At 61.4% G+C, this 24,941-nt stretch carries 20 protein-coding genes; 10 read left to right on the top strand and 10 right to left on the bottom strand.

All coding sequences use genetic code 11. The features are described 5' to 3' along the window. Positions 1-137: 137 nt before the first annotated feature. From pnuC to M5B42_RS12595, 4 genes are all read left to right on the top strand, one after another. Positions 138-743: a nicotinamide riboside transporter PnuC gene (gene pnuC, locus M5B42_RS12580; RefSeq protein WP_248746013.1), complete on the top strand. Its 606-nt coding sequence runs from the start codon at positions 138-140 to the stop codon at positions 741-743. 52 nt (positions 744-795) lie between these two features. Further along, complete coding sequence (locus M5B42_RS12585; protein WP_283099762.1) at positions 796-1,029, top strand: UTRA domain-containing protein; 234 nt, start codon at positions 796-798, stop codon at positions 1,027-1,029. A gap of 130 nt (positions 1,030-1,159) precedes the next feature. Continuing rightward, positions 1,160-2,758 carry a lactate dehydrogenase gene (locus tag M5B42_RS12590; protein ID WP_248746015.1) on the top strand — a complete coding sequence of 533 codons (1,599 nt, stop codon included), beginning with the start codon at positions 1,160-1,162 and terminating at the stop codon, positions 2,756-2,758. Between the two features lie 153 nt (positions 2,759-2,911). Next, positions 2,912-3,397, top strand: a complete 486-nt coding sequence (locus M5B42_RS12595) for a Spy/CpxP family protein refolding chaperone (RefSeq protein ID WP_248746016.1) — start codon at positions 2,912-2,914, stop codon at positions 3,395-3,397. Positions 3,398-3,444: 47 nt separating this feature from the next. On the opposite strand, the gene M5B42_RS12600 is transcribed toward M5B42_RS12595, so the two are convergent. From M5B42_RS12600 to M5B42_RS12625, 6 genes are all read right to left on the bottom strand, one after another. Continuing rightward, complete coding sequence (locus M5B42_RS12600; protein WP_152740395.1) at positions 3,445-4,359, bottom strand: LysR family transcriptional regulator; 915 nt, start codon at positions 4,357-4,359, stop codon at positions 3,445-3,447. 175 nt (positions 4,360-4,534) lie between these two features. Next, on the bottom strand, positions 4,535-5,161 hold the full coding sequence (gene ycaC, locus M5B42_RS12605; protein WP_103496609.1) for an isochorismate family cysteine hydrolase YcaC: 627 nt from the start codon (positions 5,159-5,161) through the stop codon (positions 4,535-4,537). 69 nt (positions 5,162-5,230) lie between these two features. After that, complete coding sequence (locus tag M5B42_RS12610) at positions 5,231-7,069, bottom strand: amidohydrolase (protein ID WP_103496610.1); 1,839 nt, start codon at positions 7,067-7,069, stop codon at positions 5,231-5,233. Further along, entirely contained in the window at positions 7,066-7,698 is a 633-nt protein-coding gene (locus M5B42_RS12615) for an antibiotic biosynthesis monooxygenase (RefSeq protein ID WP_103496611.1), read from the bottom strand. The genes M5B42_RS12610 and M5B42_RS12615 overlap by 4 nt, the downstream gene beginning before the upstream one ends. Beyond that, positions 7,691-8,638: a LysR substrate-binding domain-containing protein gene (locus M5B42_RS12620; RefSeq protein WP_103496612.1), complete on the bottom strand. Its 948-nt coding sequence runs from the start codon at positions 8,636-8,638 to the stop codon at positions 7,691-7,693. Before M5B42_RS12620 ends, M5B42_RS12615 begins: the two co-directional genes overlap by 8 nt. A gap of 20 nt (positions 8,639-8,658) precedes the next feature. After that, the gene (locus M5B42_RS12625) at positions 8,659-9,483 is read right to left on the bottom strand and encodes an alpha/beta hydrolase (RefSeq protein ID WP_248746017.1); all 825 of its coding nucleotides are present in this window, start codon (positions 9,481-9,483) and stop codon (positions 8,659-8,661) included. A gap of 130 nt (positions 9,484-9,613) precedes the next feature. Between M5B42_RS12625 and M5B42_RS12630 the strand changes: the two genes are divergently transcribed. Beyond that, positions 9,614-12,415 (top strand): winged helix-turn-helix domain-containing protein, encoded by a 2,802-nt coding sequence (locus tag M5B42_RS12630; protein WP_248746018.1) that lies wholly within the window; start codon positions 9,614-9,616, stop codon positions 12,413-12,415. On the opposite strand, the gene M5B42_RS12635 is transcribed toward M5B42_RS12630, so the two are convergent. Continuing rightward, positions 12,362-13,858: a winged helix-turn-helix domain-containing protein gene (locus M5B42_RS12635; protein ID WP_248746019.1), complete on the bottom strand. Its 1,497-nt coding sequence runs from the start codon at positions 13,856-13,858 to the stop codon at positions 12,362-12,364. The two genes, M5B42_RS12630 and M5B42_RS12635, sit on opposite strands and share 54 nt — an antisense overlap. A 187-nt stretch (positions 13,859-14,045) precedes the next feature. Next, on the bottom strand, positions 14,046-14,996 hold the full coding sequence (locus tag M5B42_RS12640; protein ID WP_103496616.1) for a GlxA family transcriptional regulator: 951 nt from the start codon (positions 14,994-14,996) through the stop codon (positions 14,046-14,048). A 223-nt stretch (positions 14,997-15,219) separates the two neighbouring features. Here M5B42_RS12640 and M5B42_RS12645 point away from each other — a divergent pair, with 223 nt between their 5' ends. Continuing rightward, positions 15,220-15,942 carry a pirin family protein gene (locus M5B42_RS12645; protein WP_103496617.1) on the top strand — a complete coding sequence of 241 codons (723 nt, stop codon included), beginning with the start codon at positions 15,220-15,222 and terminating at the stop codon, positions 15,940-15,942. 50 nt (positions 15,943-15,992) lie between these two features. Here the strand turns inward: M5B42_RS12645 and M5B42_RS12650 are convergent, their stop codons facing one another. Next, positions 15,993-16,895 carry a LysR family transcriptional regulator gene (locus M5B42_RS12650; RefSeq protein ID WP_248746020.1) on the bottom strand — a complete coding sequence of 301 codons (903 nt, stop codon included), beginning with the start codon at positions 16,893-16,895 and terminating at the stop codon, positions 15,993-15,995. A gap of 106 nt (positions 16,896-17,001) precedes the next feature. On the opposite strand from M5B42_RS12650, the gene M5B42_RS12655 reads away from it, so the two are divergent. The 4 genes from M5B42_RS12655 (at position 17,002) to M5B42_RS12670 (ending at position 23,986) form a co-directional block, all read left to right on the top strand. Beyond that, positions 17,002-17,985 (top strand): aldo/keto reductase, encoded by a 984-nt coding sequence (locus M5B42_RS12655; RefSeq protein WP_103496619.1) that lies wholly within the window; start codon positions 17,002-17,004, stop codon positions 17,983-17,985. Positions 17,986-18,176: 191 nt separating this feature from the next. Next, on the top strand, positions 18,177-19,703 hold the full coding sequence (locus M5B42_RS12660) for an efflux transporter outer membrane subunit (RefSeq protein ID WP_248746021.1): 1,527 nt from the start codon (positions 18,177-18,179) through the stop codon (positions 19,701-19,703). 101 nt (positions 19,704-19,804) lie between these two features. Next, positions 19,805-20,914 carry an efflux RND transporter periplasmic adaptor subunit gene (locus tag M5B42_RS12665; protein ID WP_248746239.1) on the top strand — a complete coding sequence of 370 codons (1,110 nt, stop codon included), beginning with the start codon at positions 19,805-19,807 and terminating at the stop codon, positions 20,912-20,914. A gap of 12 nt (positions 20,915-20,926) precedes the next feature. Further along, positions 20,927-23,986, top strand: coding sequence for an efflux RND transporter permease subunit (locus M5B42_RS12670; RefSeq protein ID WP_248746022.1), 3,060 nt, complete (start codon positions 20,927-20,929; stop codon positions 23,984-23,986). 12 nt (positions 23,987-23,998) lie between these two features. On the opposite strand, the gene M5B42_RS12675 is transcribed toward M5B42_RS12670, so the two are convergent. Then, a complete protein-coding gene (locus tag M5B42_RS12675; protein ID WP_248746023.1) occupies positions 23,999-24,868 on the bottom strand; it encodes a LysR family transcriptional regulator in 870 nt (289 codons plus the stop codon). Positions 24,869-24,941: the final 73 nt, after the last annotated feature.

Consider the following 24,941-nt stretch of genomic DNA (forward strand, 5'->3'; position numbering starts at 1 on the left):
GCGCTGGCCGGCAAGGCCACTTCGCCAAAATGTACGGTAATCCATTGATAAGTATCGATTTCAATACCAAACTAGGCCGACCTCTCGCCCAGCGCCTGATCAAGCCGCCGCCATTGCCTGCGTCAAGGAATCCGCGCATGTCCACACTTGAAATCATCGCCGTCCTGGTTAATGTCCTCGGCGTCTGGCTGACCGCCCGGCGTATTCGCTGGTGCTGGCCGGTCGGTGTCGTTGCCGTGCTGCTCTACGCCTGGATTTTCTACGACGCCAAACTGTATTCCGATACGCTGCTGCAAGGCATTTTCGCCGTATTGCAGGGTTATGGCTGGTGGCGCTGGAGCCAGGGCGGGCTGAGCGAGGGCAAGGTCCATGTAGCCCGGTTGTCCTTGCGCGAAGGCTTGCTCGGCCTGCTCTGTGGAGCCGTGGGCGCGGTGCTGCTGGGGGGACTGATGGTCCGCTTTACCGAGGCGGCGGTGCCGTGGGTCGACGCCTCGCTCACCGCCTTCAGCCTGGTGGCCAGTGTCTGGGCGGCGCGCAAGTATGTCGCCAGCTGGTGGCTGTGGATCGTGCTGGACGTGATCTACGTCGGCCTGTTCCTGTTCAAGGACCTGCAACTGACGGCCGCGCTGTACGCCGGCTTCGTGGTGCTGGCGATCTATGGCCTGCGGGCCTGGCAGCAGGACCTGAAGTCCCAGGAACAGCCAGGGCCGGTGGACTCGACGAGCGGTGAGCTGATTCGTTAGTGTAGAGACCCAGCGCCGCACGCCGAGAACCGAATGCCTCCAGGGGCGCCTGCTGCGCAAGCGTTTTTCGCGGGTGCAGTCGCGTTGCGAGCTGGAGATGCATATCGGCACGGTCAACGAGGAACAGGCGCAGTTGCTGCAACTGTCGGCGGGTTCCACCAGCGTCTACCTGGAGCGGCTGAACTTCGGCGAAGCGAACCAGCCGGTGGAGTTCGACCAGGAATTCTGGCGACCCGATGCGTTGTCGATCGTGATGGAGACACGGTATCCGGGGACAGGCGCTTGAATCCCTCTATTTCAAAGGCTCAGTGCACTGGACAACAGTTCTCCGGCCTGCCGCTGATGCCCTAAAGTTATTTGTGTCGCAGTCGATACACTCCTGTACATAGAATAATTCTCTTGCCCCAGGAGGTTCCATGACAGGGATATCGTCGATCAATGTTTTGACGCTGAACCCTTCCCAGCTTGTCGGTAATACGCCGGCTGGCGCCCAGCCTGTCGAAACAACCGCGGCTGTTTCCGCACCGGCGTCCACCGTGCTTCTCGGCCAGAACAACGTGGTCGAAATCAATACCTACAATGCCCGTGGAACCGTGCCTAACGCCGCGCAGGCACCTACCTGGGAAAGCAGCCCGCTGGACAAGGTGTCGTTCACGATGGGCGGCAACCTCAGCAATAGCTCCAACTCCAACGCCGCCCGCTTTGCCGGCTTGGGTGCCGCGCTGATGTCACAGTTGGCCGACGGCAAAAAGAACATCTCGCAATCGGTTGTCCAGCAGTCCGACATCAGACCGCTCAACGCCGCCGGGATCGCCGCTGCACAGTCCAAGCTGCACAGCAGCAATGCCGACAGCACGATCAGCCTGACCCTCAAGACCGCCAGCGGTAAAACCGTGACCTTGAGCCTGGCGAACCAGGACGATGGAATGGCCGTGCAGGCCCAGGTGGAAGGCGGCGACCTCACGGCTGAAGAGAGTGCGGCCCTGGCCAAGATGGCCAAAGGTTTCCAGGCGGCAATCGACGGTTTGACCGCCGAACCGCCTCAACTGAAGCTGGATGCCCTGACCCAGTTCGACTCGAAGGTATTTTCCTCGGTCGACCTGAGCACCAAGCTCAAGATTGACGACAAAAACAACCAGACCCTCGAGTTCCATGCCGACAGCCAGAAACGCTCGGTCAGCATGAGCGGCCCTTCAGGTGATCTGCAGCTGTCCGTGGACCTGAAGAGCCAGGCGATTCTCGGCAATCCCATCCAACAGGCCAAGGCCCTGCAGAGCTACCTCAAGCAGATCGATGCCGCGGCCGCCCGAGGTCACGCCGATCGCGACATGATGTCGATGTTCAAGGATGCGTTCTCCTCCCTGAACAGCAACTATCCCGTCACCAGTGCGACCTCCACACCGGCAACCGTCGATCCACTCGCCCCCACCAATCTGGATCGCAAGCTGTTGACCGGCCTGGCGGATTTCTCCGCGTCGATGACGCAGGCAAGCCAGGCGAGCAACCCGATGCGTCCCAGCGAGCGGGATACCTTTGCTTATAACCTGTCCCAGACCACTCAACTCAAGGGCAATGATTCGCAGAATCGCTCCATTGAGCAGAACCAGCAATCGAACCTGACCGCCAGCTATCACCAGGCGCTGTCCGCGGGCCAGAAGCTGAAGCTGAGCAGCAACGCGGACTCGCAGAACTACCTGTTCTATCAGATCAGCGACAACGCCAGCAGCCAGACCAATATCGCTTACAAAGACGGTAAGTTGACCAATGCGGCGGTGACCCAGTCGGCCAGCCAATCCACAAATATCTTCAAATACGTGATGGGGCACCTGGTGGATCACACCTCAACCCCCGTCAACACATCGAAAACCCAGAGTTTCATGGCCGTGCTGGAACGAGCGTTGCACCCGGACAAGACGGACAAGACGCCAGAGGGCGCCGCGCGCTTGAAGGAACTCCTGGACGGCCTCCAGGACAAGGTACTGCTGGATTCGTACCCGAAAAAACTCAACAGCTGATCCAGGGGGTCAGCTTGACCCCAGTCACCTGGGCAAGAGGGCGGGTCTTTACCCGCCCTCTTGCCGTGGATTTACCCGCGATACTCCTGACCCGTCCTCGGTGGTAAGGTTGGGGCATATAGATGCCGCCCCCCTCAATCCGGATATCCGAATATGAAAAACTTCGCATTCAAAGCAGCCATGCCCGCTGTGTTGATGCTGGCCGTCCTCAGCGCTTCTTTCTCGGCACCGACGATGGCCGCGAGAAGTTCTGACGCTGTCTCCCAAACGGCCGCCCGTCACGCCAAAAAATACGAAGACCTGGTAGAGAAGCGGATCAACGAACTGCGCGCCAAACTGAAGATCACCGACAAACAGTCCGTCCAGTGGGACGCCTATGCGAAAACCATGCGTGACAATGCGCACGGTACCGACAAGGCCTACCTGGATCAGGCGCAGAAGCTGCCCTCATTAAATGCCGATGAGGCGATGCAGTCCTATGCCAGGCTGGCACAGATGCACGCGGACAATCTGCACAAGCTTGCCACTTCGTTCAGCGCGCTGTACGGCACGCTGTCCGCCGACCAGAAAAAAACCGCCGATAAACTGTTTCGCAGCGAGCGCGGGGAGCGGCACGAAGTCGCGGATAGATTTCATTGATGCGCAAAGAGTCCCAGTGGACACCGAGCCTATTGGCGATCAACCACTCATGTGTGCCGAGCGCTTTGAGCGAGGGTAACGTCGCAATCCAGCCGTTCACGCAAGAACTCGATCAGCGCCCGCACCGGTCGAGAGCCCTGGCGATGCTGCGGATAAACTGCCGATAACGCCAACGGTTCAGGACAGAAGTCAGCCAGTACCGGCACCAGCCGCCCATCCTTCAAGGCCGAATCGACAATGAAGGTCGGCAAATAGGTAATACCCATGCCGGCGATGGCGGCGTCCTTGAGCAACTCACCATTGTTGACCCGCATCCGTCCCGTGACATTGACGATCAATGGCTTGCCCTGCCCTTCGAAACGCCATTGCACCTGGCGGCCATGGCCGTAAGGCAGGCAGTCATGGGCCTGCACATCCTCGGGTTTGACCGGGGTGCCGCGCTCGGCCAGGTAAGCGGGACTGGCGCAATACACCCGCTGGATGGACCCGATACGCCGGGCAATCAGCGTCGAGTCTTCCAGCACCCCGATGCGCAATGCCAGGTCGTAGCCCTCACCGAGTAAATCTACCGGTCGGTCGCTGAGATCCACTTCAACCGTGACGTCGCAATAGCGCTGCAAGAAAGCCGGCAACACCTCACTCAAATGCACCATGGCAAACGACAGTGGAGCGCTCAGGCGAACAGTGCCACGGGGCTCTACCGTCTGACCGGCGATGCCCTGCTCCACTTGCTCGACCTCACTGAGCAGGCGCAAAGCCGACTCGTAATAACTCTGCCCCAGGGGCGTCATGTCCAGCCGCCGGGTCGAGCGATTGATCAGTCGCACGCCCAGACGTTCCTCCAGTTGCATCAGACGCCGGCTGACAAACTGCTTGGACAGGCCCAACTGATCCGCCGCTGCGGTGAAGCTGCCGGAGTCCATGACCTGGCAAAAAATACGCATATCTTCGAACGGGTTCATTGTCACTCTCTGGTTGACAGCCAAACACGTTATAGCGACTTTTTCCTTTTCTGACAGCCCATTAATCGGTGATGAGGCCTTGATTGAAAGGCCCGCTGGGTGACTGCAGAAACGTTGATCAAAAAAATGCCCGCACAGTGGCGGGCATTCATTCGAAGCAGCAGTGCACCAGAACTTATCTGGAGGTCAGGGCCGAATAGCTGTTCATCAAGTTGCGATAATTCGGAATGCGCGGCGACAACAGGTTCGCCAGGCCTTCCATGTCGTTGCGCCAGTCGCCTTGCAGCTCGCAGGCTACCGAGAACCAGTTCACCAGTTGCGCACCCGCCGCCGTCATCCGTGCCCATGCCGCCTGCTGCACGGTTTCGTTGAAGGTGCCAGACGCGTCGGTGACCACAAACACTTCAAAGCCTTCCGCCAGGGCAGACAAGGTCGGGAACGCCACGCACACGTCGGTCACCACACCGGCAATGATCAGTTGCTTGCGACCGGTCGCCTTTACCGCCTTGACGAAGTCGGCGTTGTCCCAGGCATTGATCTGGCCAGGGCGCGGAATGTACGGCGCATCCGGGAAGAGCTCCTTGAGCTCCGGCACCATCGGGCCGTTCGGGCCGTTTTCAAAGCTGGTGGTCAGGATGGTCGGCAGTTTGAAGAACTTGGCCAGGTCTGCCAGCGCCAGTACGTTGTTCTTGAATTCGTTGGGTGAGAAATCCTGCACCAGCGAGATCAGCCCGGTCTGGTGATCGACCAACAGCACAACGGCATCATCTTTGTTCAGACGTTTGTACGGAACGTTGCTCATGTAAAAACTCCTTGGTGGATGGATATTGCACAGGGATGCCGACGGCTTTGGCCGGCATTTTTTTGATCGTCAGAAAGCAAAACACGAGCAGCCGAACGCGCCCCAGAACCCCTGGAAGTCACTGACCGGTGCGTTCGACAGACGCGCCCGCTCATGGCTGTGGGAGTGAACGGCACAGGGTCCGCTGCAATGGTGAACCTGAGCCTGCATCGGCGACGTCGGGCGCCAATGACCAGGAACCTTGGCTACCGGCGACCAGTCCGGCAGCACTGGCACGCTGGCTGGCCCGAGCTTTTCGAAGTCCCCGGCGGCATACACCACCTTGCCGCCGACCACGGTCAGCAGCGACTCGATCCACTTGATGGCCTCTTCTTCGACCTGGAAGAAATCCGCGGTCAGGGCGACAACGTCTGCCAGTTGCCCGACCTTGATCTGGCCTTTCTTGCCCTGCTCGGAAGAGAACCAGGCGCTGCCATGGGTGAAGAGCTCCAGTGCGGTCTGCCGGGAAAGCCCTTCGCGGTGCAATTCCATGCCGCCCACGGTACGCCCGCTGACCATCCAGTACAGTGAGGTCCACGGGTTGTAGCTGGAAACCCGCGTGGCATCGGTGCCCGCGCCGACAGGGACACCCTCGGCCAGCATCCGTTTGATCGGCGGCGTGGCTTCGGCAGCCTTGGCGCCATAACGCTCGACGAAGTATTCGCCCTGGAACGCCATGCGGTCCTGAATCGCAATACCGCCGCCCAACGCCCTCACCCGTTCGATGTTCTGCGGGGTAATGGTTTCAGCGTGATCGAAGAACCAGGGCAAGCCATTGAATGGAATGTCGCGATTGACCTTCTCGAACACATCGAGCATGCGGCTGATGGATTCGTTGTACGTCGCATGCAAACGGAACGGCCAACGTTGCTCCACCAGATGGCGGACAACCGGTTCCAGCTCTTCTTCCATGGTCTGCGGCAGGTCCGGGCGCGGTTCGAGGAAGTCTTCGAAGTCGGCGGCGGAGAACACCAGCATCTCCCCGGCACCGTTGTGCCGCAAATAGTCGTCGCCCTGGTGCAAGGTGACGCTGCCGGTCCAGTTCTTGAAATCGCTCAGTTCTTCCTTGGGCTTCTGGGTGAACAGGTTGTAGGCGATGCGAATGGTCAGTTGCTGGTCCTTGGCCAACTGCTCGATCACCGCGTAGTCATCCGGGTAATTCTGGAAACCGCCACCGGCATCGATAGCGCTGGTCAGGCCGAGACGGTTGAGTTCACGCATGAACTGGCGAGTCGAGTTGACCTGATACTCCAGGGGCAGCTTTGGTCCCTTGGCCAGGGTCGAGTAAAGAATCATCGCATTGGGTCGCGCCACCAACATGCCCGTCGGGTCGCCTTTGGCATCGCGGACAATCTCGCCGCCCGGCGGGTTCGGCGTATCACGGGTGTAGCCGGCGACCCGTAGCGCAGCGCGATTGAGCAAGGCGCGGTCGTACAAGTGCAAGACGAATACCGGTGTGTCCGGTGCGGCCTGGTTGAGTTCTTCCAGGGTCGGCATACGCTTTTCGGCAAACTGGAATTCGTTCCAGCCGCCCACCACCCTCACCCATTGCGGCGTCGGCGTGCGGTCGGCCTGCTCCTTGAGCATGCGCAGGGCATCGGCCAGGGAAGGCACACCCTCCCAGCGCAGCTCCAGGTTGTAGTTCAAGCCACCACGGATCAGGTGCAGGTGCGAGTCGTTGAGACCAGGGATGACGCAACGGCCCTTGAGGTCGATGACCTGGGTACTCGAACCGCGCAAGGCCATGGCTTCGGCATCCGTGCCCACCACCACAAAGCGGCCATCGTGGATCGCCACCGCACTGGCGAGGGGCTTGGCACGGTCAACCGTGTGGAATTGACCATTGAACAAAATCAGATCGGCGTTCATCGCGTTTCCTCGGACAAAGTGGAATGAGACGGGGCGGCAGTCAACCAGGGGGCAAACAGTCGGGTCGCCAGGGGCATGAACAGGTACACCACCGAGAGCACGATGGTCAGGGTGATCAGGAAGGTGGAGATCAGGTAATTGGAGAGGAACGCGTCGAGCCGCAGTACCGGTCCCCAGATCAGCGGCACCAGCAGGGTGTGCGGCAGGATCACCATCAATGTCAGCACCGCCTGCTTCCAACGCGGGGGTGGTGAGGTGGCATCCGCCGGCGGTGAAAACCAGAACGCATTGACTGGATGGACCTCGGTCCGATCACCGTCGGCGAGCATCGGGGCGGCTTCGTTGACCAGCTCCAGCCGCTGCGGCGAATCAAGCCAGCGCTGCATCGCCTCGGTGGAGCAGAAGCGCAGCACGCAGGTGAACAGGTCGAGACCGGCACTTCTGCCACGAATCACGTCCACGCCCAAATGCCCCTCGCGCTGCCCGGCAATGCCGACAATACGCCGTAGCCAAGCTTCATAGGGGGCCTCAAAGCCGACCTTGACCCGGTGTTTGACGATCAGTGTCACGACTTCATCAGCCCCCCGCGCCGGGCGACCGACGGGGTCGAGGCGATTGGAATCAGGCATGATACGAAGCTCCGGTGAGAGGATCGGGGATGTTCAACGGTTCAGACATGTACTGGCTGATCCGCGAACGTAACCAGCGCTCCGCCGGATCGTTGTCGTGCACGCCACTCCAGGCCATCGACAGTTGCGCCGCCTCGATGGGGAACGGCGGTTCTTCCGCTCTCAAGGCACCGCCTTCAACCAACGCGCAAGCCGCGTAGTCGGGCACCGTGGCGATCATTTCGGTACCGGCGAGCATCGCCCGCAAGCCACTGAACTGCGGAACCCCCAGCACCACACGCCGGGTACGGCCGACCTTGGCCAGGTCGAGATCGATGTTGCCGCTCAGGTCGCCGGAAAACGACACCATGGCGTGGGGTCGCTGACAGTATTCATCGAGCGTCAGCTGACCGGGGCGATTGTCACCGCGCAACACTTTGCAGGCGATATCACGCAGCCTCTTGCGCTTGGCGTTGGCCGGCAACTCGGTGGTGTAACTGACCCCGACGGAGATTTCCCCGGATGCCAGCAAAGCCGGCATCAACAGATAATTGGCCCGACGCACCACCACAACGACCGCCGGCGCCTCCTCCTGCAACTGCCGGAGCAATGGCGGAAACAAACCGAACTCGGCATCGTCCGAAAGGCCGATGCGAAACACCTCGCAGCTGGTTGCCGGGTCAAACGCCTTGGCCCGGCTGACCGCCCCCGAAATGGTGTCCATCGCCGGTTGCAGCTCTTTGAGGATCGCCAAGGCCCGCGCCGTCGGCTCCATCCCACGACCGTTGCGCAGCAGCAGCGGGTCGTCGAACAGATCCCGCAGGCGTCCCAGCGCGGCGCTCACGGCCGGCTGCCCCATGAACAGTTTTTCAGCCACTCGGGTCAGGTTCTTTTCGAACATCAGGGCCTCGAAAATCACCAACAGGTTCATGTCGACGCGACGCAGATCGTTACGGTTCATCAGTACGCGCTCACAAGCAATCAACCCTTGAGGAACGCCAGCAGATCGGCGTTGAGTTGATCCTTGTGGGTGTCGGTCAGACCATGGGGGGCACCGGGATAGACCAACAGCTTCGAGCCTTTGATCAGTTTGGCCGAGGCGATGCCGGCGGCCTCGATCGGCACGATCTGATCAGCGTCGCCATGCACCACCAGGGTCGGCACGTCGAACTTCTTCAGGTCTTCGGTGAAGTCGGTTTCCGAGAACGCCTTGATGCAGTCATAGGCGCTTTTGTGGCCAGCCATCATCCCTTGCATCCAGAACCAGTCGATCATGCCCTGCGAAGGTTGGGCACCCGGCTTGTTGAAACCAAAGAACGGCCCGCTGGCGACATCCTTGTACAACTGCGAACGGTCGGCCAGGGAGCCCTGGCGCAGGCCGTCGAACACCTCGATCGGCAAACCGCCCGGGTTGGCTTCGGTCTTGAGCATCAGCGGTGGCACCGAAGAAATCAGTCCCGCTTTGGCGACCCGTCCGGTACCGTGACGACCGATGTAGCGCGCCACTTCGCCACCGCCGGTGGAGAAACCGAACAGCACCACGTTATTCAGGTCCAGCAGCTCGATCAATTGGGCCAGGTCGTCGGCGTAGGTGTCCATTTCATTGCCGAACCAGGGTTGGCTGGAGCGGCCATGGCCACGACGGTCATGAGCGATAACCCGATACCCCCTGGAGGCCAGGAAGATCATCTGCGCCTCCCAGCTGTCGGCATTCAGCGGCCAGCCGTGGCTGAAGACGATGGGCTGACCGGTACCCCAGTCCTTGTAGTAGATCTCGGTACCGTCACGGGTGGTAAATGTGCTCATGGCGATTGCTCCTCGGGGTTGTCGTTGCAAGAAGGCTGAGCTTTGCGTTGAACTTGAAGGATTGGATTTTTGAACGTAGAACGGGCACAGGACGAGTTAAACGTTGTTAATTTTCCAGAGGAGTAATCTGTTGGCCCTTCCCCCCGCGCAGGCCGTGCTTTTCGGCCCCTACCGGATCTACCCCGGACAACGCCTGGTCATGGAGGGCGATCAGCGCCTGCGCCTGGGGCGGCTCGCCCTGGACATTCTGTTGATCCTGCTGGAGCACGCCGGGAATGTGGTCAGCAAGCAGCAATTGATCGCCCGGGTCTGGCCCAGAAGCGTGGTTGAAGACACCAATCTGCGCGTGCACATCGCCGCACTGCGCAAAGCCCTCGGCGACGGCCAGGCTGGCCAGCGCTACATCATCACGGTCGCCCAGCGTGGCTACAGCTTTGTCGCGCCCGTCTCTCTCGAGACTATCGAGCAAAGCCCCGGAAGTGCCTCGGACGAGCCGAAGGGTCATAACCTGCCGATACGTCGCACCCGCATGATCGGGCGTCACGCCTTGCTGGACAGCCTCGTGACACAACTGCCCGACCTGCGCTTCATCACCCTGGTCGGCCCCGGTGGCATCGGCAAGACCACCGTGGCGCTGCGCGTTGCCGAACAGCTGATCGGTCACTACCGCGACGGCATTCGACTGTTGGACCTGGCCCCTATCCACGACCCGCGGATGATCAGCGCTCATCTGGCAACGCTGCTGGACCTGGCGCTGCATGACGGCGAGCCGATGAACTGCCTGGCGACGTGCCTGCGCGAGCGGCAGATGCTGCTGGTCATCGACAACTGCGAACACCTGGTCGAGGCCATCGCGTTGCTTTGCGAAAGCATCCTGCGCGCGGCGCCACAGGTGCATATCCTGGCCACCAGCCGCGAGAGCCTGCGGGCCGAAGGCGAATTCGTGCAACGCCTGGAGTCGCTGGACTGCCCGCCACCCATCGCCACGCTCAACCGCACTCAGGCCTTGGGCTTTTCGGCTTTGCAATTGTTCGTCGAGCGGGCGATGGCCAGCCACGACAGTTTTGAATTGGCCGACCACGAGTTGCCGCTGGCGATCGAAGTCTGCCGGCGCCTGGACGGTATTCCCTTGGCGATCGAGCTGGCGGCGGCGCAAGTGGCCAACCTGGGGATCGAGGGGTTGCTGACGCAACTGCAAGGCAGTTTTCGCCTGCTGACCCAGGGCTCCCATACGACACTGGGCCGTCATCAGACCTTGCGTGCCACGCTGGATTGGAGCTTCGAACTGCTCAATGCCTGCGAGCAGGCCTGTCTGCGCCGGCTGGGCATCTTCAGGGGAGGATTCACCCTGGCATCGGCGGCAGCGGTGATCGTCGGCGAACATATCGCTCCCGACCGGGTTTTTGCCTCGATCACCCAACTGGTGGCCAAGTCCCTGCTGAACGTGGAAGTCGGTGACGAGGAGGTGTTTTATCGCCTGCTGGACACCACCCGCAGCTACGCCCTGGAAAAACTCGACCAGGCCGCCGAGCTGGCGGAGGTCCGCGAGCGTCACGCCGAACGTTGCCTGGCCTTGATGCACCAGGCTCAAGAGGACTGGGAACTGACCCTGTCCGAGCTATGGATCGAACGTTACGCCCGAGGCCTGGAAGACATCCGCGCGACACTCGACTGGGGCTTGAAGGGCGATGGTCCGTCTTTGTTGGCGATCCGTTTGACAGCCGCCTCGACGCCGCTTTGGCAGGAACTGTCGCTACTCAAGGAACACGGCGGGTATGTACGCAAGGCTCTGGCACGGCTGGAGGCGGCCGCGCAACCCTGCCCTCGCTTGACCATGACCCTCAAGCTCGCCCTCGGCAGCTCCTGCTACCACGCCCAGGGCGGTACCGCCGAAACGGTCGACGCCTTCGTGAGCGCCCGCGCCCTGGCCGAAAGCTGCGCCGATGTGGCCGGCCAGCTCCGGGCGGTATCCGGGCATATGGCGGTCAACCTCAGTTGCGGCCACTACCAACAGGCCCTGGAGCAAAGCCGGCAGTTCGACCGCTTGGGTCTGCTCGGCAACGGGACCGCCGCGATGTCCCTCAGCACCCATCGCTTGCGGGTGCTGGCCCTGCACTTTGCCGGGGACCAGCCACAAGCGCGGGAGAATGCCGAGCAAGTCATCCAGCGCATGGCCCAGAGCGGCCACCTCAATCGCTTTACCCGCGGCTTTGGCGTGCAATACGACCAGAGCGTCGCCGCCCTGACGATCCTGGCGCGGATCCTCTGGCTGCAAGGCCATCCGGAAAAAGCCTGGCACACGGCTCGCCAGGCCCTGGATATCGCGACCCAGATCAACCACGGCACCTCCATCTGCTACACCCTGGCGCTGTCCGGCTGCCTGATCGCCCACTACAACGGCGACACCGGGACGGCCCGTGAACTGTTGCGCCAGTTGCTGGAGCAGGCACAGAAGCACTCGGTGCTGCTGTTCTACACCTGGGCCCGGCGCTATGCCCAGGTGATCGATAGCGGCGCTGAGTACTCGTCGCCGCCACCCGGCACCGGGCTGATCAAGGACATCATGGTGACCCTGGACACCGGCTTTCTCGATGACGCCTTGCTGGAGCGCGCCGAAACCGGCATGGCCGGCTGGAGTACGGCGGAAATCCTTCGAGCCAGGGCCAATACGCTGCTGACAGCCAACTGCACGAGCGCGGCCGAGACGGTTCTGCTCAAGGCGCTGGCCGTGGCAAAAGCCCAGGGCGCACTGGCCTGGGAGCTACGTAGCGCCACCTCACTGGCACAGCTTTGGCAGCGCCAGGGTCACTTCCAGCAAGCTTATGAGCTGCTCGCCCCACTCTACGCCCGATTCACCGAAGGCTTTGCCACACCGGACCTAACCAAAGCTCGTCAGTTGCTCGACGAATTGCAACGACACCGGGCCCCGTGATGCCCAATGTGCCGGGCTGAAGTAGCGGGCGTAGCGCATTTCAAACGCCCGCAGCAGTCCACCGTGCTCAAGCTTTTCCAGAGCGAAGGCGCGGGTGGTGTTGAGCAATCGGTAACGTGTCACACCGTTGCGCTGTTCGACCGACAACAGCGATTTGCGCGCCAGGCGTTCCACCACGTCCACCAGACTGGCGGGGCGCAGTACCGCACAGCTGATGGCGCCGACGGCAGCCTCCAGGGTAAAGGCCATTTTGAACACCGCCAGACCCTGCAACACGGTTTGCTCCAGCGGGCTGAGGCGCTGATAACTCCAGTCCAATGCGGACTTGAGGGTCTGATGCCGTGGAACGGCGGTACGCCGGCCTTGGGTCAGCAGTTGCAGGCAGTTGCCCAATTGGGCTTGCAGTCCCACCAGTGCCAGCGCATCGATCTGCGCCGCCGCCAACTCGATGGCCAACGGCAAGCCATCGAGTCGACGGCAGATTTCGCGCACGGCCCGGAGGTCCCGCTCGCGCAAGCAAAAGGCTGGCTGACGGGCTCGGGCCCGACTGACAAACAGCTGCACTGCCGAATAGCCCATGACATCGGCCACACTGTGCAACGCCGATGTGGGCGGAACGACCAGGGGCGGCACGTGCAGCACTGTTTCAGCCAGTGCCCGCAGCGGTTCGCGGCTGGTGACCAGGATCGACAGTCGTGGCGCCGAAACCCGCAATGTCTCGACGATTGCTCGACAGCCTTCGAGCAGATGCTCGCAATTATCGAACACCAGCAAGGCGTGCCATGACCTCAGGGCGTCCACACCGCTGTCCAATTCAAGGGTGTGCGCCAGATACTCGATGATCCGCGCGGGATCATCGATTGCCGCAAGATCAATCATCCAGACACCGTCGCGGTAGTGCTGCAGCAGCAATTCAGCCACACGCAACGCCACGCTGGTCTTGCCGATGCCGGCAGGGCCGGCCAGGGTCATGAAACGGTGGACGGGCAACTGCCGGACCACACTGCCGACCATCGCGTCTCGACCGATGACGGGGGTCAGCCGCGCAGGCAGGTTGTGCTGGGGCTTGGGCGGGGTGTCGATCGCGACCGCCGTACCGTGCGCCATCCGCTGCACCGGGGCGATAAAGACGTAACCACGCTGGGGAACGTTGACGATGTAGCGTTGCCCCTCCTGGCCGTCACCGAGGGCCCGACGCAGGGCGGCGATGTGCACCCGCAGATTGATTTCCTCGACCACCGAGGTCGGCCAGACCCGCGCAATAAGCTCATCCTTGCCGACGACATTGCCGGCGCGCTCGACCAGCACCTGGAGAATGTCCAGCGCCCGCCCGCCCATGCGCAGGGGCCTGTCACCGTCGAGAATCAACCTTTGCCAGGGGTGGAACATATAGGGACCGAAGCGCAGCGGCCCATCGCGGTTTAGATCTCTGAGGTCGTTCATGCACGCTCACGTGCTGAAAACCTGGTCCGGCCCAAAGGTACTGCATGCTCCGTTGCGCACATTGACCCAGGCTCCCGCACCTCCATGGCTAAAAATTCATGGATATCTTGGCAGGCATGGGTGACGGTACAACCACCACGGGAGGAGCGCTACGGCCATCCCAGTGCGCGGGACGGACAAGAGCGCTCTAGCTGAACTGTTCGCGGTACTGACTGGGGGTCAGGCCGAGTTTCTCACTGAACAGAAAGCGCATGTGCCGTACGCTGCCGAAGCCGCTTTTGTAGGCCACGGTCTTAAGTGGCAAGTCGCTGGTTTCCAGCAGACGCCTGGCGCAATCGATGCGTGCATTTTGCACAAACGCCATCGGCGTCATGTTCACTTCCCGGGTAAATATCCGGGCAAAATGCCGCGCACTCATATTCGCCAGCCCGGCCATGCGTTCGACGCTGAAGCTTTCATCGAGGTGTTCGAGCACATGATGCTGAACCCGGGTAACCGGGGTTTCATGAGGTGACACCGCCGCCATCAACGGACTGTACTGCGCCTGTCCGCCCTGGCGCGTCATCGCCACCAGCAATACCTTGGCCACGTCCTGGGCGACTTTCTTGCCGTGGTCCCGGGCGACCACCGCCAAGGCCAGGTCTATGCCGGCAGTAACGCCGCCAGAGGTGATCAGGTTGCGGTCCTGGACGTAAATCTGATCGGTCTCCACCGCCGCCTTGGGGAAAGCCTTGATCAACCGTTCCGTATAGTGCCAATGAGTCGTCACGCGATAGCCATCCAGTAAACCGGCATGCCCCAGCACGAAGGCACCCGTGCAGATCGAGCCATAACAGGTCACCCGCCGGACAGCGTCCTGGAGCCAGGCGAGCAGCGACGGATTTTTTTCGTTATAGGCGCCGGGGCCGCCAGGCACCAGCAACAGGTCATAGCCCCCATCCGCCTGATCGATGTGCGTGTCAGCCTGTACCCGGACACCGTTGGAGGCCCGCACCGCCTCGTGCTCAGTGCCAATCAGCGACAGCTGATAGTGGTCGTCCGGCCCCAGATAACGATTGGCGATGGAAAACACCTCCATGGGCCCGGCCATGTCGAGCAGGAGAAAGTCCGGGAACAGCACCATCGCCACTGTTTTCATGGGTTTTAACTCATTGATATAAAAAGAATAGAAGCTTCACGCCGACATTGGACAGTATGACCGGATATGGCACGAACGGCGGCCGAGAATACGTGATTTCCCGCACAAAACTGTCAACCTGAAAGAGACAATGTTTCAACTTCCATCTACTTATTGCTCCCAGCGGTAAACATTAACCTTCTCCTCACTCGGACGAATTCTCGTCCCTACGGGAGATCTCATCATGCTGACCCTTCGCAAAGCCTCTGATCGTGGCGCCGCCAATCACGGCTGGTTGAAGTCGTTCCATACCTTTTCCTTCGCCAATTACCGCAATCCGCGGGAGCAGGGTTTTTCCGACCTGCTGGTGATCAACGACGACCGGGTGGCCGCCGGCAAGGGTTTCGGTCAACACCCGCACCGGGACATGGAGATTTTCTCCTATGTGCTCGAAGGCGCCCTGGAACACAAGGACACCCTGGGCACGGGTTCGGTGATCCGCCCCGGCGACGTGCAACTGATGAGCGCCGGCAGTGGCGTGGCCCATAGCGAGTACAACCACTCGGCCAACCGGCCGGTGCACTTCCTGCAAATCTGGATCGTGCCGGACGTCGTCGGCGCCAAACCGCGTTATCAGCAAGAACACTTCAGTACTCAGAAAAAACGCGGTCGGCTGCAACTGATCATCTCGCCTGACGGGGCCAACGGCTCACTGAGCGTGCGTCAGGATGCGCGGGTCTATGCCGCGCTGATTGACGGCAAGGAAAGCGCCACCCTGGAGTTGGCCGCCGATCGCTATGCCTACGTGCATGTCGCCCGGGGCAATGTCGAACTCAACGGCGTGCAACTGCAGGAGGGCGATGGCGTGCGGGTTCGGGATGAACAGGTGCTGACCTTGAGCAATGGCGCGGATGCCGAAGTGCTGGTGTTCGACCTGCGCCCTCAAGAACTGCCGCAAATGCCGTGAGTGCAGTGGGCCCGGGCCTGTGCCCGGGCTTCACCCATGTTGCCCATCATTCACAATCCTTGGCTTGCCCACTCCCGCACGGCCTGGGCAAACAATCTGAGCGCCATGGGCGGATGTCGATTGGCCGGGTAATACAGGCAGAGCCCAGGGTAGTAAGGGCTCCATTCCGGCAACAACTGAATCAGGTGCCCGGCCTCCACGTGCTCCGTCACTTGCGCCTCGGGCACCCAGGCCACACCGATACCCGCCAGGGCCGCCTCGACCATCAGGTTGAGGTTGTCCATGGTCATCGGACCGTCCACGTCGATGTTCGCGCTCCTGCCCAGATGCTCCAGGTCCCAGCGAAATAACGCTCCACTGGCAAAACGGAAACGGATGCAACGGTGTTGCTTGAGGTCATGGGGCGCCTTGGGCGCCTCGTGGTGCTCAAGGTAGTCGGGCGATGCGACGGCCACAAAACGAATATCCGGGCCAAATCGCACCGCGATCATGTCCCGGGGCACGTCGTCATGAAGACGGATACCCGCATCAAAACCATCGGCGACAATGTCCACCAGACGGCCGTCGGCAACGCACTCGATATGGATCTGCGGGTTGGCGGCGAGAAAGCCCGGGATGACGTGGCGGATCAGGGGCCGAAAAGAGGATTCCGACGCACTGAGACGAATCGAGCCTGACGGTGTATTGCGCGCCGAGGTGACTTCATTCACCGCACTTTCCAGATCCCCCAGCAACGGCCTGACTCTCTGGAACAACTGATCCCCCGCTTCGGTCAGGGCGACGGATCGTGTTGTGCGGTTGAACAGGCGCAGCTCCAGGCGCGCCTCCAGGCCACGCATCGAATGACTGAGCGCCGACGGCGAAACCCCCAATAGTCGCGCCGCACCACTGAAACTGCGTTGCTCGGCAATGGCAACGAACGCCGTCAACTCCGGTAATCCTGCACGAATCACTGATGAATTCCTCTCAATAGCCCATGAAACCACAGCCTGATTGTTGATATTTATACAGCAATTTAAGCTGCCTTCATTCATCCCATCGTTATGAAGGAGATAGAGCATGCGCAAACGTCAATTAGGTAACAGCGGCCTGGAAGTCTCGGCCATGGGCCTGGGCTGCATGAGCTTGAGCTACGGCTATGGGCCGGCGCAGGAAACGGCGGCGGCGATCAAGCTGATTCGCCACGCATTCGACCAGGGCGTGAACTTCTTCGACAGTGCCGAAGCCTATGGCCCCTATGCCAATGAGACCTTGCTGGGTGAGGCGCTGGCGCCCATTCGCGACCAGGTGGTGATTGCCACCAAATTCGGCTTCAAGGACGGCCTGGTCTCGGAAGGCCTGGACAGCCGCCCGCAGACGATTCGCGCGGTAACGGAAGCCGCGCTCAAGCGCCTGCGTACTGACCGCATCGACCTGCTCTATCAACACCGGGTCGATCCGAACGTTCCGATTGAAGAGGTGGCCGGGACCGTCAAGCAGTTGATCGAAGAAGGCAAGGTCAAGCACTTCGGCCTGTCCGAAGCGGGCGTGCAAGCAATTCGCCGGGCCCATGCGGTTCAACCGGTCACCGCGCTACAGAGCGAGTACTCTCTGTGGTGGCGCGAGCCGGAAGCGGAAATCTTGCCGACCCTCGAAGAGCTGGGCATCGGCTTCGTGCCTTTCAGCCCCTTGGGCAAGGGTTTCCTGACGGGTGCGATCGACGAGCGAACCACCTTCGCCGCCGGTGATTTCCGCAACCTGGTCCCGCGGTTCTCTGAAGAAAATCGCAAGGCAAACGCTCATCTGGTCGAAGTGCTCGGCCAGATCGCCGATGGCAAAGGCGCCAGCCGCGCTCAGATCGCCATCGCCTGGCTGCTGGCGCAAAAGCCCTGGATCGTACCGATACCCGGCACCACCAAACTGCATCGCCTGGAGGAAAACATCGGCGCGGCCGAGATCATCCTGACGCCTACGGACCTGAGTGCCATCGAATCGGCCATGGCGCAGATTACCGTCGTGGGCGAGCGCTATCCCGCGCACTTGCAACAACGCGTCAATCGCTGAGTCCGCGCCCACAAGAAAATTCACTTGACTTAACGGTCATTAAATCAGCAATTAGTCTTCTGCCGAGTACTAGCGCCTTGGGCCCGGCGCTACCCTCCTCTCGCAGTTTGCGCATAAATCGTCGCTCAAGGAGGCAAAGGGCGCAGGCTTGATCTATTCATAAACTAACTAATGGATTAACTAGAGAGCCCATGAAAGAGCAACCCCGGCGGCAGGCGATTTCTCACACCTGGCAGGTGCTTGCTCCTGCCAGTGTGCTTTGCATCGCCCTGCTCACGGGCTGCGCCGTGGGCCCGGACTTTACCCGGCCTGGTGTCGCTAAAAATGCCGGTTATTCGCAGGAGAAGCTGGCGACGACGACCGCCTCGGCGGACGTGGCGGACGGAGGTGCCGCGCAAAAGCTGGTCGAGGGCATGGATATTCCCGGCCAATGGTGGACGCTTTTTCGCTCGCCGACATTGAACGCGCTGGTGGAAGAGGCGCTGAAGGCCAATTCGGACGTGGCCGCCGCTCAAGCAGCCCTCCGCCAGGCCAATGAACTGGCTTATGCCGAGCAGTCTTCACTGTTTCCCTCCCTGAGTGGCAGTGCATCCAAGACACGGCAGCTGCCATCGACCGCCAATACCTTTGGTTCGCCCGCGCGGATTCTCACCGTCAATTCAGCATCGCTGAGCGTCTCTTACGACCCGGACGTGTTCGGGGGCGGCCGGCGCCAGATAGAATCCTCCACGGCGCAGGCCGAGTATGAACGCTACCAACTGGAGGCGACTTACCTCACGCTGACCTCCAATGTCGTCAACACCGCCGTGACCCTGGCTTCCCTGCGCGATCAGGTGACGGCCACCCAGGCAATCATTCGCCTGCAGAGCGATCAGCTCGATCTCCTGCAGTCGCAACGGCGGCTGGGGGCGATCGCCAATACCGACGTGCTCACGCAGCAAGCGGCACTGGCCCAAACCCGCGCGACCTTGCCGCCCTTGCAAAAGCAGCTCGCCCAGACCCGTAATCAGTTGATGGCCTATCTCGGCCGTTTTCCCAATCAGGATCAGGGGGAGAATTTCGACCTGGCCTCCCTCCATCTGCCCGAGCAGTTGCCGCTCAGCCTGCCCTCGACCATCGTCGAGCAGCGACCCGATGTGCGCTCCGCCGAAGCGCAACTGCACCAAGCCAGCGCCAATATCGGCGTGGCCGTTGCCAATCAACTGCCGCAATTCAGCATCAGCGGAACACTGGGCTCCAGTGCGCTGGGTGGCACCCGGCTGTTTTCGTCGGGCACGGGATTCTGGAGTCTCGCAGGCTCAGTCAGCCAAACGATCTTTGACGCGGGCACACTGGAGCATCGCAAGCAGGCCGCTGTGGCCGCCTACGATGAATCGGCGGCACGTTATCGCAGCACCGTGATCGCCGCCTTCCAGGATGTCGCCAACGCACTCCGGGCACTGCAAGCGGACGCCGATACGCTCAACCAGCAGGTGCAAGCCGAACAGGCTGCCCACCAAAGCCTGGATCTGGCACAGGCGCAGTTCCGCCTTGGCGCCGTGGGTTACCTGAATCTGCTGACGGCGCAACAGAACTATCAGAACGCGGTACTCACCCGCGTCAAGGTGCAGAGCACCCGCTACAGCGACACCACCGCCCTCTTCCAGGCACTGGGCGGCGGATGGTGGAACCGAACCGATGTGGCCCCTACCTCCCTGGGCAGCCCCGACCGTTTTTGAAACAGCGAGAAAAAACCATGGCTGACGCCAACACTGCCGCTGCTCCATCGCCCCAGCCGACTGAACCTGGCGGTGCACGCAAACGCCGGCTACTCAAGCCCATGCTCATCATGATCGCGGTGGTGCTGGTCATTGTCGCCATCATCGCGGGGGTGAAATTCACCCAGATCTCGAAGCTGATCGCCCAATCCAAGATCCCGCTACCCCCTGCCGTGGTGACGGTCATGCGCGCCGAGTTCGCCGATTGGCAGCCGAGCGTTTCCAGCGTGGGGTCGATCAAGGCGGTACGGGGTGTCGATGTCACCACCGAGGTCGGCGGTATCGTGCGCACCCTCGGCTTCAAACCGGGACAGCAGGTGGCGGCCGGCGACCTGCTCGTCCAGTTGAATGCGGATTCGGACATCGCCCAGCTTCACTCCCTCGAAGCCACCGCCAGCCTGGCCGGCACGGTCCTCAAACGCGACAAGGCACAACTGGCGGTGAGCGCCGTGTCCCAGGCGCAGGTCGAGGCGGACGAGGCTGACTTGAAAGCCAAGATGGCGGCTGCAGAACAGCAGCGGGCGTTGGTGGCGAAGAAAACCATCCGTGCGCCCTTTGCCGGCAAGATCGGGATCACCAGTGTCAATCCCGGTCAATTTCTCAACCCCGGCGACAAGATCGCCACCCTGCAAACCTTCAACCCCATCTATATCGACTTCAACGTACCGCAAGCCCAAGTGGGGGCGATTGCCCTCGGCCTGCCCGTCGCGGTCACGGCGGGCGGCCTGCCCAAGCAGACCTTCGCCGGCAAGGTCACGGCCATCGACACCAGGTTCGATCCGACCACACGCAATGTCGTCGTTGAAGCCACCGTCGATAATCCGAAGCAAAGCCTGGTGCCCGGCATGTTTGCCCAAGCCGTCGTGCAGTCCGGAGAGAAGCAGCGCTACCTCACCGTGCCACAGACCGCCGTCACTTATAACCCTTACGGTACGACGGTGTTCACCGCGGTGCAGAAGAACGACCAGGGCAACGATGTGCTCACGGCGCAGCAGACGTTTATCCAGACAGGGCCGACCCGCGGTGACCAGGTGGCCATTCTGTCCGGCGTGAAGGAAGGCGACCAGGTGATCACCAGTGGCCAGATGAAGCTCAAGAATGGCTCACCGGTGAAGGTCGATACCCAAGGCGCGCCCTTGAACGACGCGGCCCCCAAGCCGCAAGAACAATAGGTCGCGCGCCCCATGAAGCTTACCGATATCTTCATCAAGCGACCGGTCTGGGCCGTTGTCATCTCGCTGTTCATCCTGATACTGGGGTTGCGCTCGATCTTCGGGCTGCCGGTCAACCAGTGGCCACGCACTGAAAACACCGTGGTCACCATCACCACCAGCTACTACGGTGCGGATGCCGCCACCGTGGCCGGCTTTATCACCCAGCCTCTTGAGTCGGCCATCGCCCAGGCCCAGGGCATCGATTACCTGGCCTCCTCGAGCATTACCGGGATCTCGACCATTACCGCGACCCTGCGGCTCAACTACGAGGCCAGCAAGGCACTTACGGAGATCAACACCCAGGTCAACTCGGTGAAGAACCAGCTACCGGCCCAGGCCCAGGAGCCGGTGCTCACGGTGGCGGTCGGACAGACCACCGACGCCATGTACCTGGGTTTCTACAGCGATGTATTGCCCACCAACAACATCACCGACTACCTGTTGCGGGTCGTCAAGCCGAAGCTCGACTCCCTCGAAGGCGTGCAGACGGCCGAGATCCTGGGCGGGCGCCAATTCGCCATGCGCGCCTGGCTCGACCCGGGCAAGCTGGCCGCCCACAACGTGTCGGCGCAGGACGTTTCCGTCGCCCTGGCCAACAACAACTACCTGTCGGCCCTGGGTTCGACAAAAGGCCAGATGATCACGGTCGACCTGACCGCCGGCACCGACCTGCATACCGTGGATGAATTCAAACAGCTGGTCATCAAGCAGAACGGCGATGCGCTCGTGCACCTGGAAGATGTAGCCACGGTGACCCTGGGGGCGGAGAGCTACGACACCAGCGTCGCGTTCTCCGGCAAGCGCTCGGTGTTCATCGGGATCAAAGTGGCACCGAATGCCAACATCCTGACGGTCGCCGCCAGCGTCAGGAAGGCTTTCCCCGACCTGCAATCGCAACTGCCGAGCGGCGTCCGGGGCGAGATCGTCTACGACTCCACCGAGTTCATCAATACCTCGATCTATGAGGTGGTGAAGACCCTCGTCGAGGCGATGATCATCGTCTCGATCGTCATCTATCTGTTCCTCGGTTCGTTTCGCGCGGTGATTGTTCCGCTGGTGGCAATACCGCTGTCGCTGATCGGGACCTTCTTCATCATGTTCCTGCTGGGGTACTCGATCAATCTGCTGACCCTGCTCGCCCTGGTATTGGCCATCGGCCTGGTGGTCGATGACGCGATCATTGTGGTGGAGAACGTCGACCGGCATATCAAGGAAGAAGGCAAAGGCGTAATGGAAGCGGCCATGATCGCGGCCGGGGAACTCGGCGGTCCGATTGTCGCCATGACGGTGGTGTTGATTGCCGCGTACGTCCCCATCGGGCTGCGCACGGGGCTCACCGGTGCGCTGTTCAAGGAGTTCTGTTTCTCCCTGGCGGGCGCCGTGACCGTGTCGGCCGTGGTGGCGCTGACCCTCTCGCCGATGATGACTTCACGGTTATTCAAACCGGGACAGGAAGAGGGTCGCTTTGCCCGCCTGCTGGATCGCTATTTCGACCGGCTACGCCACCGCTATCACCGGGTCCTGTCGGCCGGGCTGGACAGCTGGCCGGTGCTGGTCACCTTTGGCTTTATCCTGTTCCTGCTGGTGGCCGCCAGCGGCATGACCGCCAAGAGCGAGCTGTCGCCGACCGAGGACCAGGGGCTGGTGTTCATGCAGATCAAAGGGGCACCGACGGCCTCTCCCCAGCAGATGGAGCGGCTGGCTGACCAGGTCTTCCAGATCGCGAAGACGGAACCCGAGTACGCACAGATGTTCCAGCTCACCGGGGTGCCCGCGCTCAATCAGGGGCTCGGCGGCGTGCTGCTCAAACCCTGGGGAGAGCGTGGTCGCTCGCAAGCGGAATTGGTGCTGGACCTGCAACAGAAGTGGAACCAGGTGGCCGGCGCCAAGATGGCGGCCTTTCCGCTGCCGTCGTTACCGGGTGCCCAGGGTTTGCCGGTGCAGTTTGTGATCACCACCACGGAGTCCGTCGAGAACTTGAATGAAGTCGCCCAGGCGGTTATGGCAGAGGCCCAGAAGCAGCAGCTGTTCTGGTTCTCGGACCTGGACCTGAAGATCGACAAGCCACAAGCCAAGCTGATCGTCGACCGTGACAAGATCGCCGCCCTGGGGATGACCCAGGCCGATGTCGGCGCGGCACTCTCGGCGGCGCTGGGTGGGAATTACGTGAACTATTTCTCCACCGCCGGGCGCTCGTACAAAGTCATTCCACAGGTCCTGCAGGTCGACCGCCTCAACCCCGATCAGATCCTCGATTACTACATTCGCACGCCCTCCGGCGCCATGATCCAGGCGCGCACGGTGGCGCATATCGAGACCACCACGGAAGCGGAGTCCATCAACCACTTCCAGCAGCTCAACTCGGCCACCCTTTCAGGCGTGAGTGGTGTGGCCCAGGGTGAACTGCTGGCGAAACTGGACAGCATCCTGCACAACGTCGCGCCATCGGGCTACACCTCCGATGCGTCGGGTGAGTCGCGTCAGTTCATGCAGGAATCGGGCGGATTCGTCGGCCTCCTGCTGTTCTCCATTCTGATTGTCTACCTGGCGCTGGCCTTCCAGTTCGAGAGCTACCGCGACCCGGTGGTGATCCTGTTTTCGGTGCCACCGGCGCTCTTCGGCGCGCTGGCCTTTATCACCATGGGCTTCGCCTCGATCAACGTGTACACACAGGTGGGCCTGGTGACCCTGCTCGGGCTGATCACCAAGCATGGGATTCTGATCGTGCAGTTTGCCAACGAACTGCAGCGCGCCGGTCTCAGCAAGCGCGAGGCCATCGAAGAAGCCGCGGCGGTGCGCTTGCGACCGATCCTGATGACCACCGCGGCCATGGTGTTGGGCGTGGTGCCGCTGGTCTGGGCCTCCGGGGCCGGTGCGGCCGGGCGCCACGACATGGGCCTGGTGATCTTCGCCGGCCTCTCGATCGGTACCCTGCTGACGCTGTTCATGGTCCCGGCCATGTACATGTTCATTGGCACCACTCACCATCAGGAGGCGCCCGCGCAGCCGCTGTCTACACCGGTGGCCTAGCGGTCGCCACGCTCACGCCAGGCGTGCGCGAAGAAACTCGATGAAACGCTGGGTCTTGGCCGGCAGCAAGCGGGTCTCGGTGACGGCATAAACCGTCACCGGCTTGCCCTGCCATTCGGGCATGACACGACACAGTTGGCCATTACGCAGTTCATCGGCAATGATTTCCTCGTTCATCAGCACGATGCCCTGGTCGAGCGTAGCCAGCCGCCTCAGCATCCCGACGCTGTTGACCATGAAGCGCCCGCCCACCGCTACCGAGAGGGTTTGTACGCCATCGTGCAGCGTCCAGCTCCCGGCCTTTTGAATATTCAGGCACTGATGCCGTTCGAGATCACTCGGTGTACGGGGCTCGCCCGAGACTTCGAGATAACGCGGCGAGGCGTACAAATAAGGCACCAGGGTGATCAAGGGGCGTGCGATCAGTTGCGAGTCCTCCGACTCGCCAATCCGAATGGCGACGTCAAAGGGTTCGCTCACCAGGTCGACGCGCCGGGAGGTCAGGTCGAAATCGAAGCTGATGCCCGGATAGAGCTCGGCAAACTCAGCGATCAGGGGCGACAGGTAAGTGACCGCAAAGTCCACGGGGAATGAGACCCGCAGCACCCCGCTGGGTTGCGCGAGCATTTCGCCAAGCTGCTCATGGGCCAGCCGGGCCTCATCGACAATGCGCTTGCAGCGCTCGAAATAGATCTGCCCGGCTTCAGTCACCTCGACCTTGCGCGTGGTCCGATGCAGGAGCCGCAAACCGATCGCCTTCTCCAGGGCACTGATACGCCGGGACAAGGTGGAGTTCGGCATGCCCAGCACCTCGGCCGCCCCGCGAAATCCTTTGGCTTTGACGACCTCGACAAACAACGCCATATCGTTCAGAAGTTCCACGCCAATTGCTCCACCTATGGATCAATCAAATCCAGAAGACCCAATTTATCCCAAAAATAATAAAGCTGATGAT

Source organism: Pseudomonas sp. MWU12-2037 (genome assembly GCF_023242345.1).
In the GTDB taxonomy this organism is placed as follows: Bacteria; Pseudomonadota; Gammaproteobacteria; order Pseudomonadales; family Pseudomonadaceae; genus Aquipseudomonas; species Aquipseudomonas gingeri_D.

What these genes read in the sequence shown, in the direction of transcription:
- pnuC (WP_248746013.1), top strand. Translation starts at nt 138, where the DNA reads ATGTCCACACTTGAAATCATCGCCGTCCTGGTTAATGTCCTCGGCGTC.
- M5B42_RS12590 (WP_248746015.1), top strand. Translation starts at nt 1,160, where the DNA reads ATGACAGGGATATCGTCGATCAATGTTTTGACGCTGAACCCTTCCCAG.
- M5B42_RS12595 (WP_248746016.1), top strand. Translation starts at nt 2,912, where the DNA reads ATGAAAAACTTCGCATTCAAAGCAGCCATGCCCGCTGTGTTGATGCTG.
- M5B42_RS12600 (WP_152740395.1), bottom strand. Translation starts at nt 4,359, where the DNA reads ATGAACCCGTTCGAAGATATGCGTATTTTTTGCCAGGTCATGGACTCC.
- ycaC (WP_103496609.1), bottom strand. Translation starts at nt 5,161, where the DNA reads ATGAGCAACGTTCCGTACAAACGTCTGAACAAAGATGATGCCGTTGTG.
- M5B42_RS12610 (WP_103496610.1), bottom strand. Translation starts at nt 7,069, where the DNA reads ATGAACGCCGATCTGATTTTGTTCAATGGTCAATTCCACACGGTTGAC.
- M5B42_RS12615 (WP_103496611.1), bottom strand. Translation starts at nt 7,698, where the DNA reads ATGCCTGATTCCAATCGCCTCGACCCCGTCGGTCGCCCGGCGCGGGGG.
- M5B42_RS12620 (WP_103496612.1), bottom strand. Translation starts at nt 8,638, where the DNA reads ATGAACCGTAACGATCTGCGTCGCGTCGACATGAACCTGTTGGTGATT.
- M5B42_RS12625 (WP_248746017.1), bottom strand. Translation starts at nt 9,483, where the DNA reads ATGAGCACATTTACCACCCGTGACGGTACCGAGATCTACTACAAGGAC.
- M5B42_RS12635 (WP_248746019.1), bottom strand. Translation starts at nt 13,858, where the DNA reads ATGAACGACCTCAGAGATCTAAACCGCGATGGGCCGCTGCGCTTCGGT.
- M5B42_RS12640 (WP_103496616.1), bottom strand. Translation starts at nt 14,996, where the DNA reads ATGAAAACAGTGGCGATGGTGCTGTTCCCGGACTTTCTCCTGCTCGAC.
- M5B42_RS12645 (WP_103496617.1), top strand. Translation starts at nt 15,220, where the DNA reads ATGCTGACCCTTCGCAAAGCCTCTGATCGTGGCGCCGCCAATCACGGC.
- M5B42_RS12655 (WP_103496619.1), top strand. Translation starts at nt 17,002, where the DNA reads ATGCGCAAACGTCAATTAGGTAACAGCGGCCTGGAAGTCTCGGCCATG.
- M5B42_RS12660 (WP_248746021.1), top strand. Translation starts at nt 18,177, where the DNA reads ATGAAAGAGCAACCCCGGCGGCAGGCGATTTCTCACACCTGGCAGGTG.
- M5B42_RS12665 (WP_248746239.1), top strand. Translation starts at nt 19,805, where the DNA reads ATGCTCATCATGATCGCGGTGGTGCTGGTCATTGTCGCCATCATCGCG.
- M5B42_RS12670 (WP_248746022.1), top strand. Translation starts at nt 20,927, where the DNA reads ATGAAGCTTACCGATATCTTCATCAAGCGACCGGTCTGGGCCGTTGTC.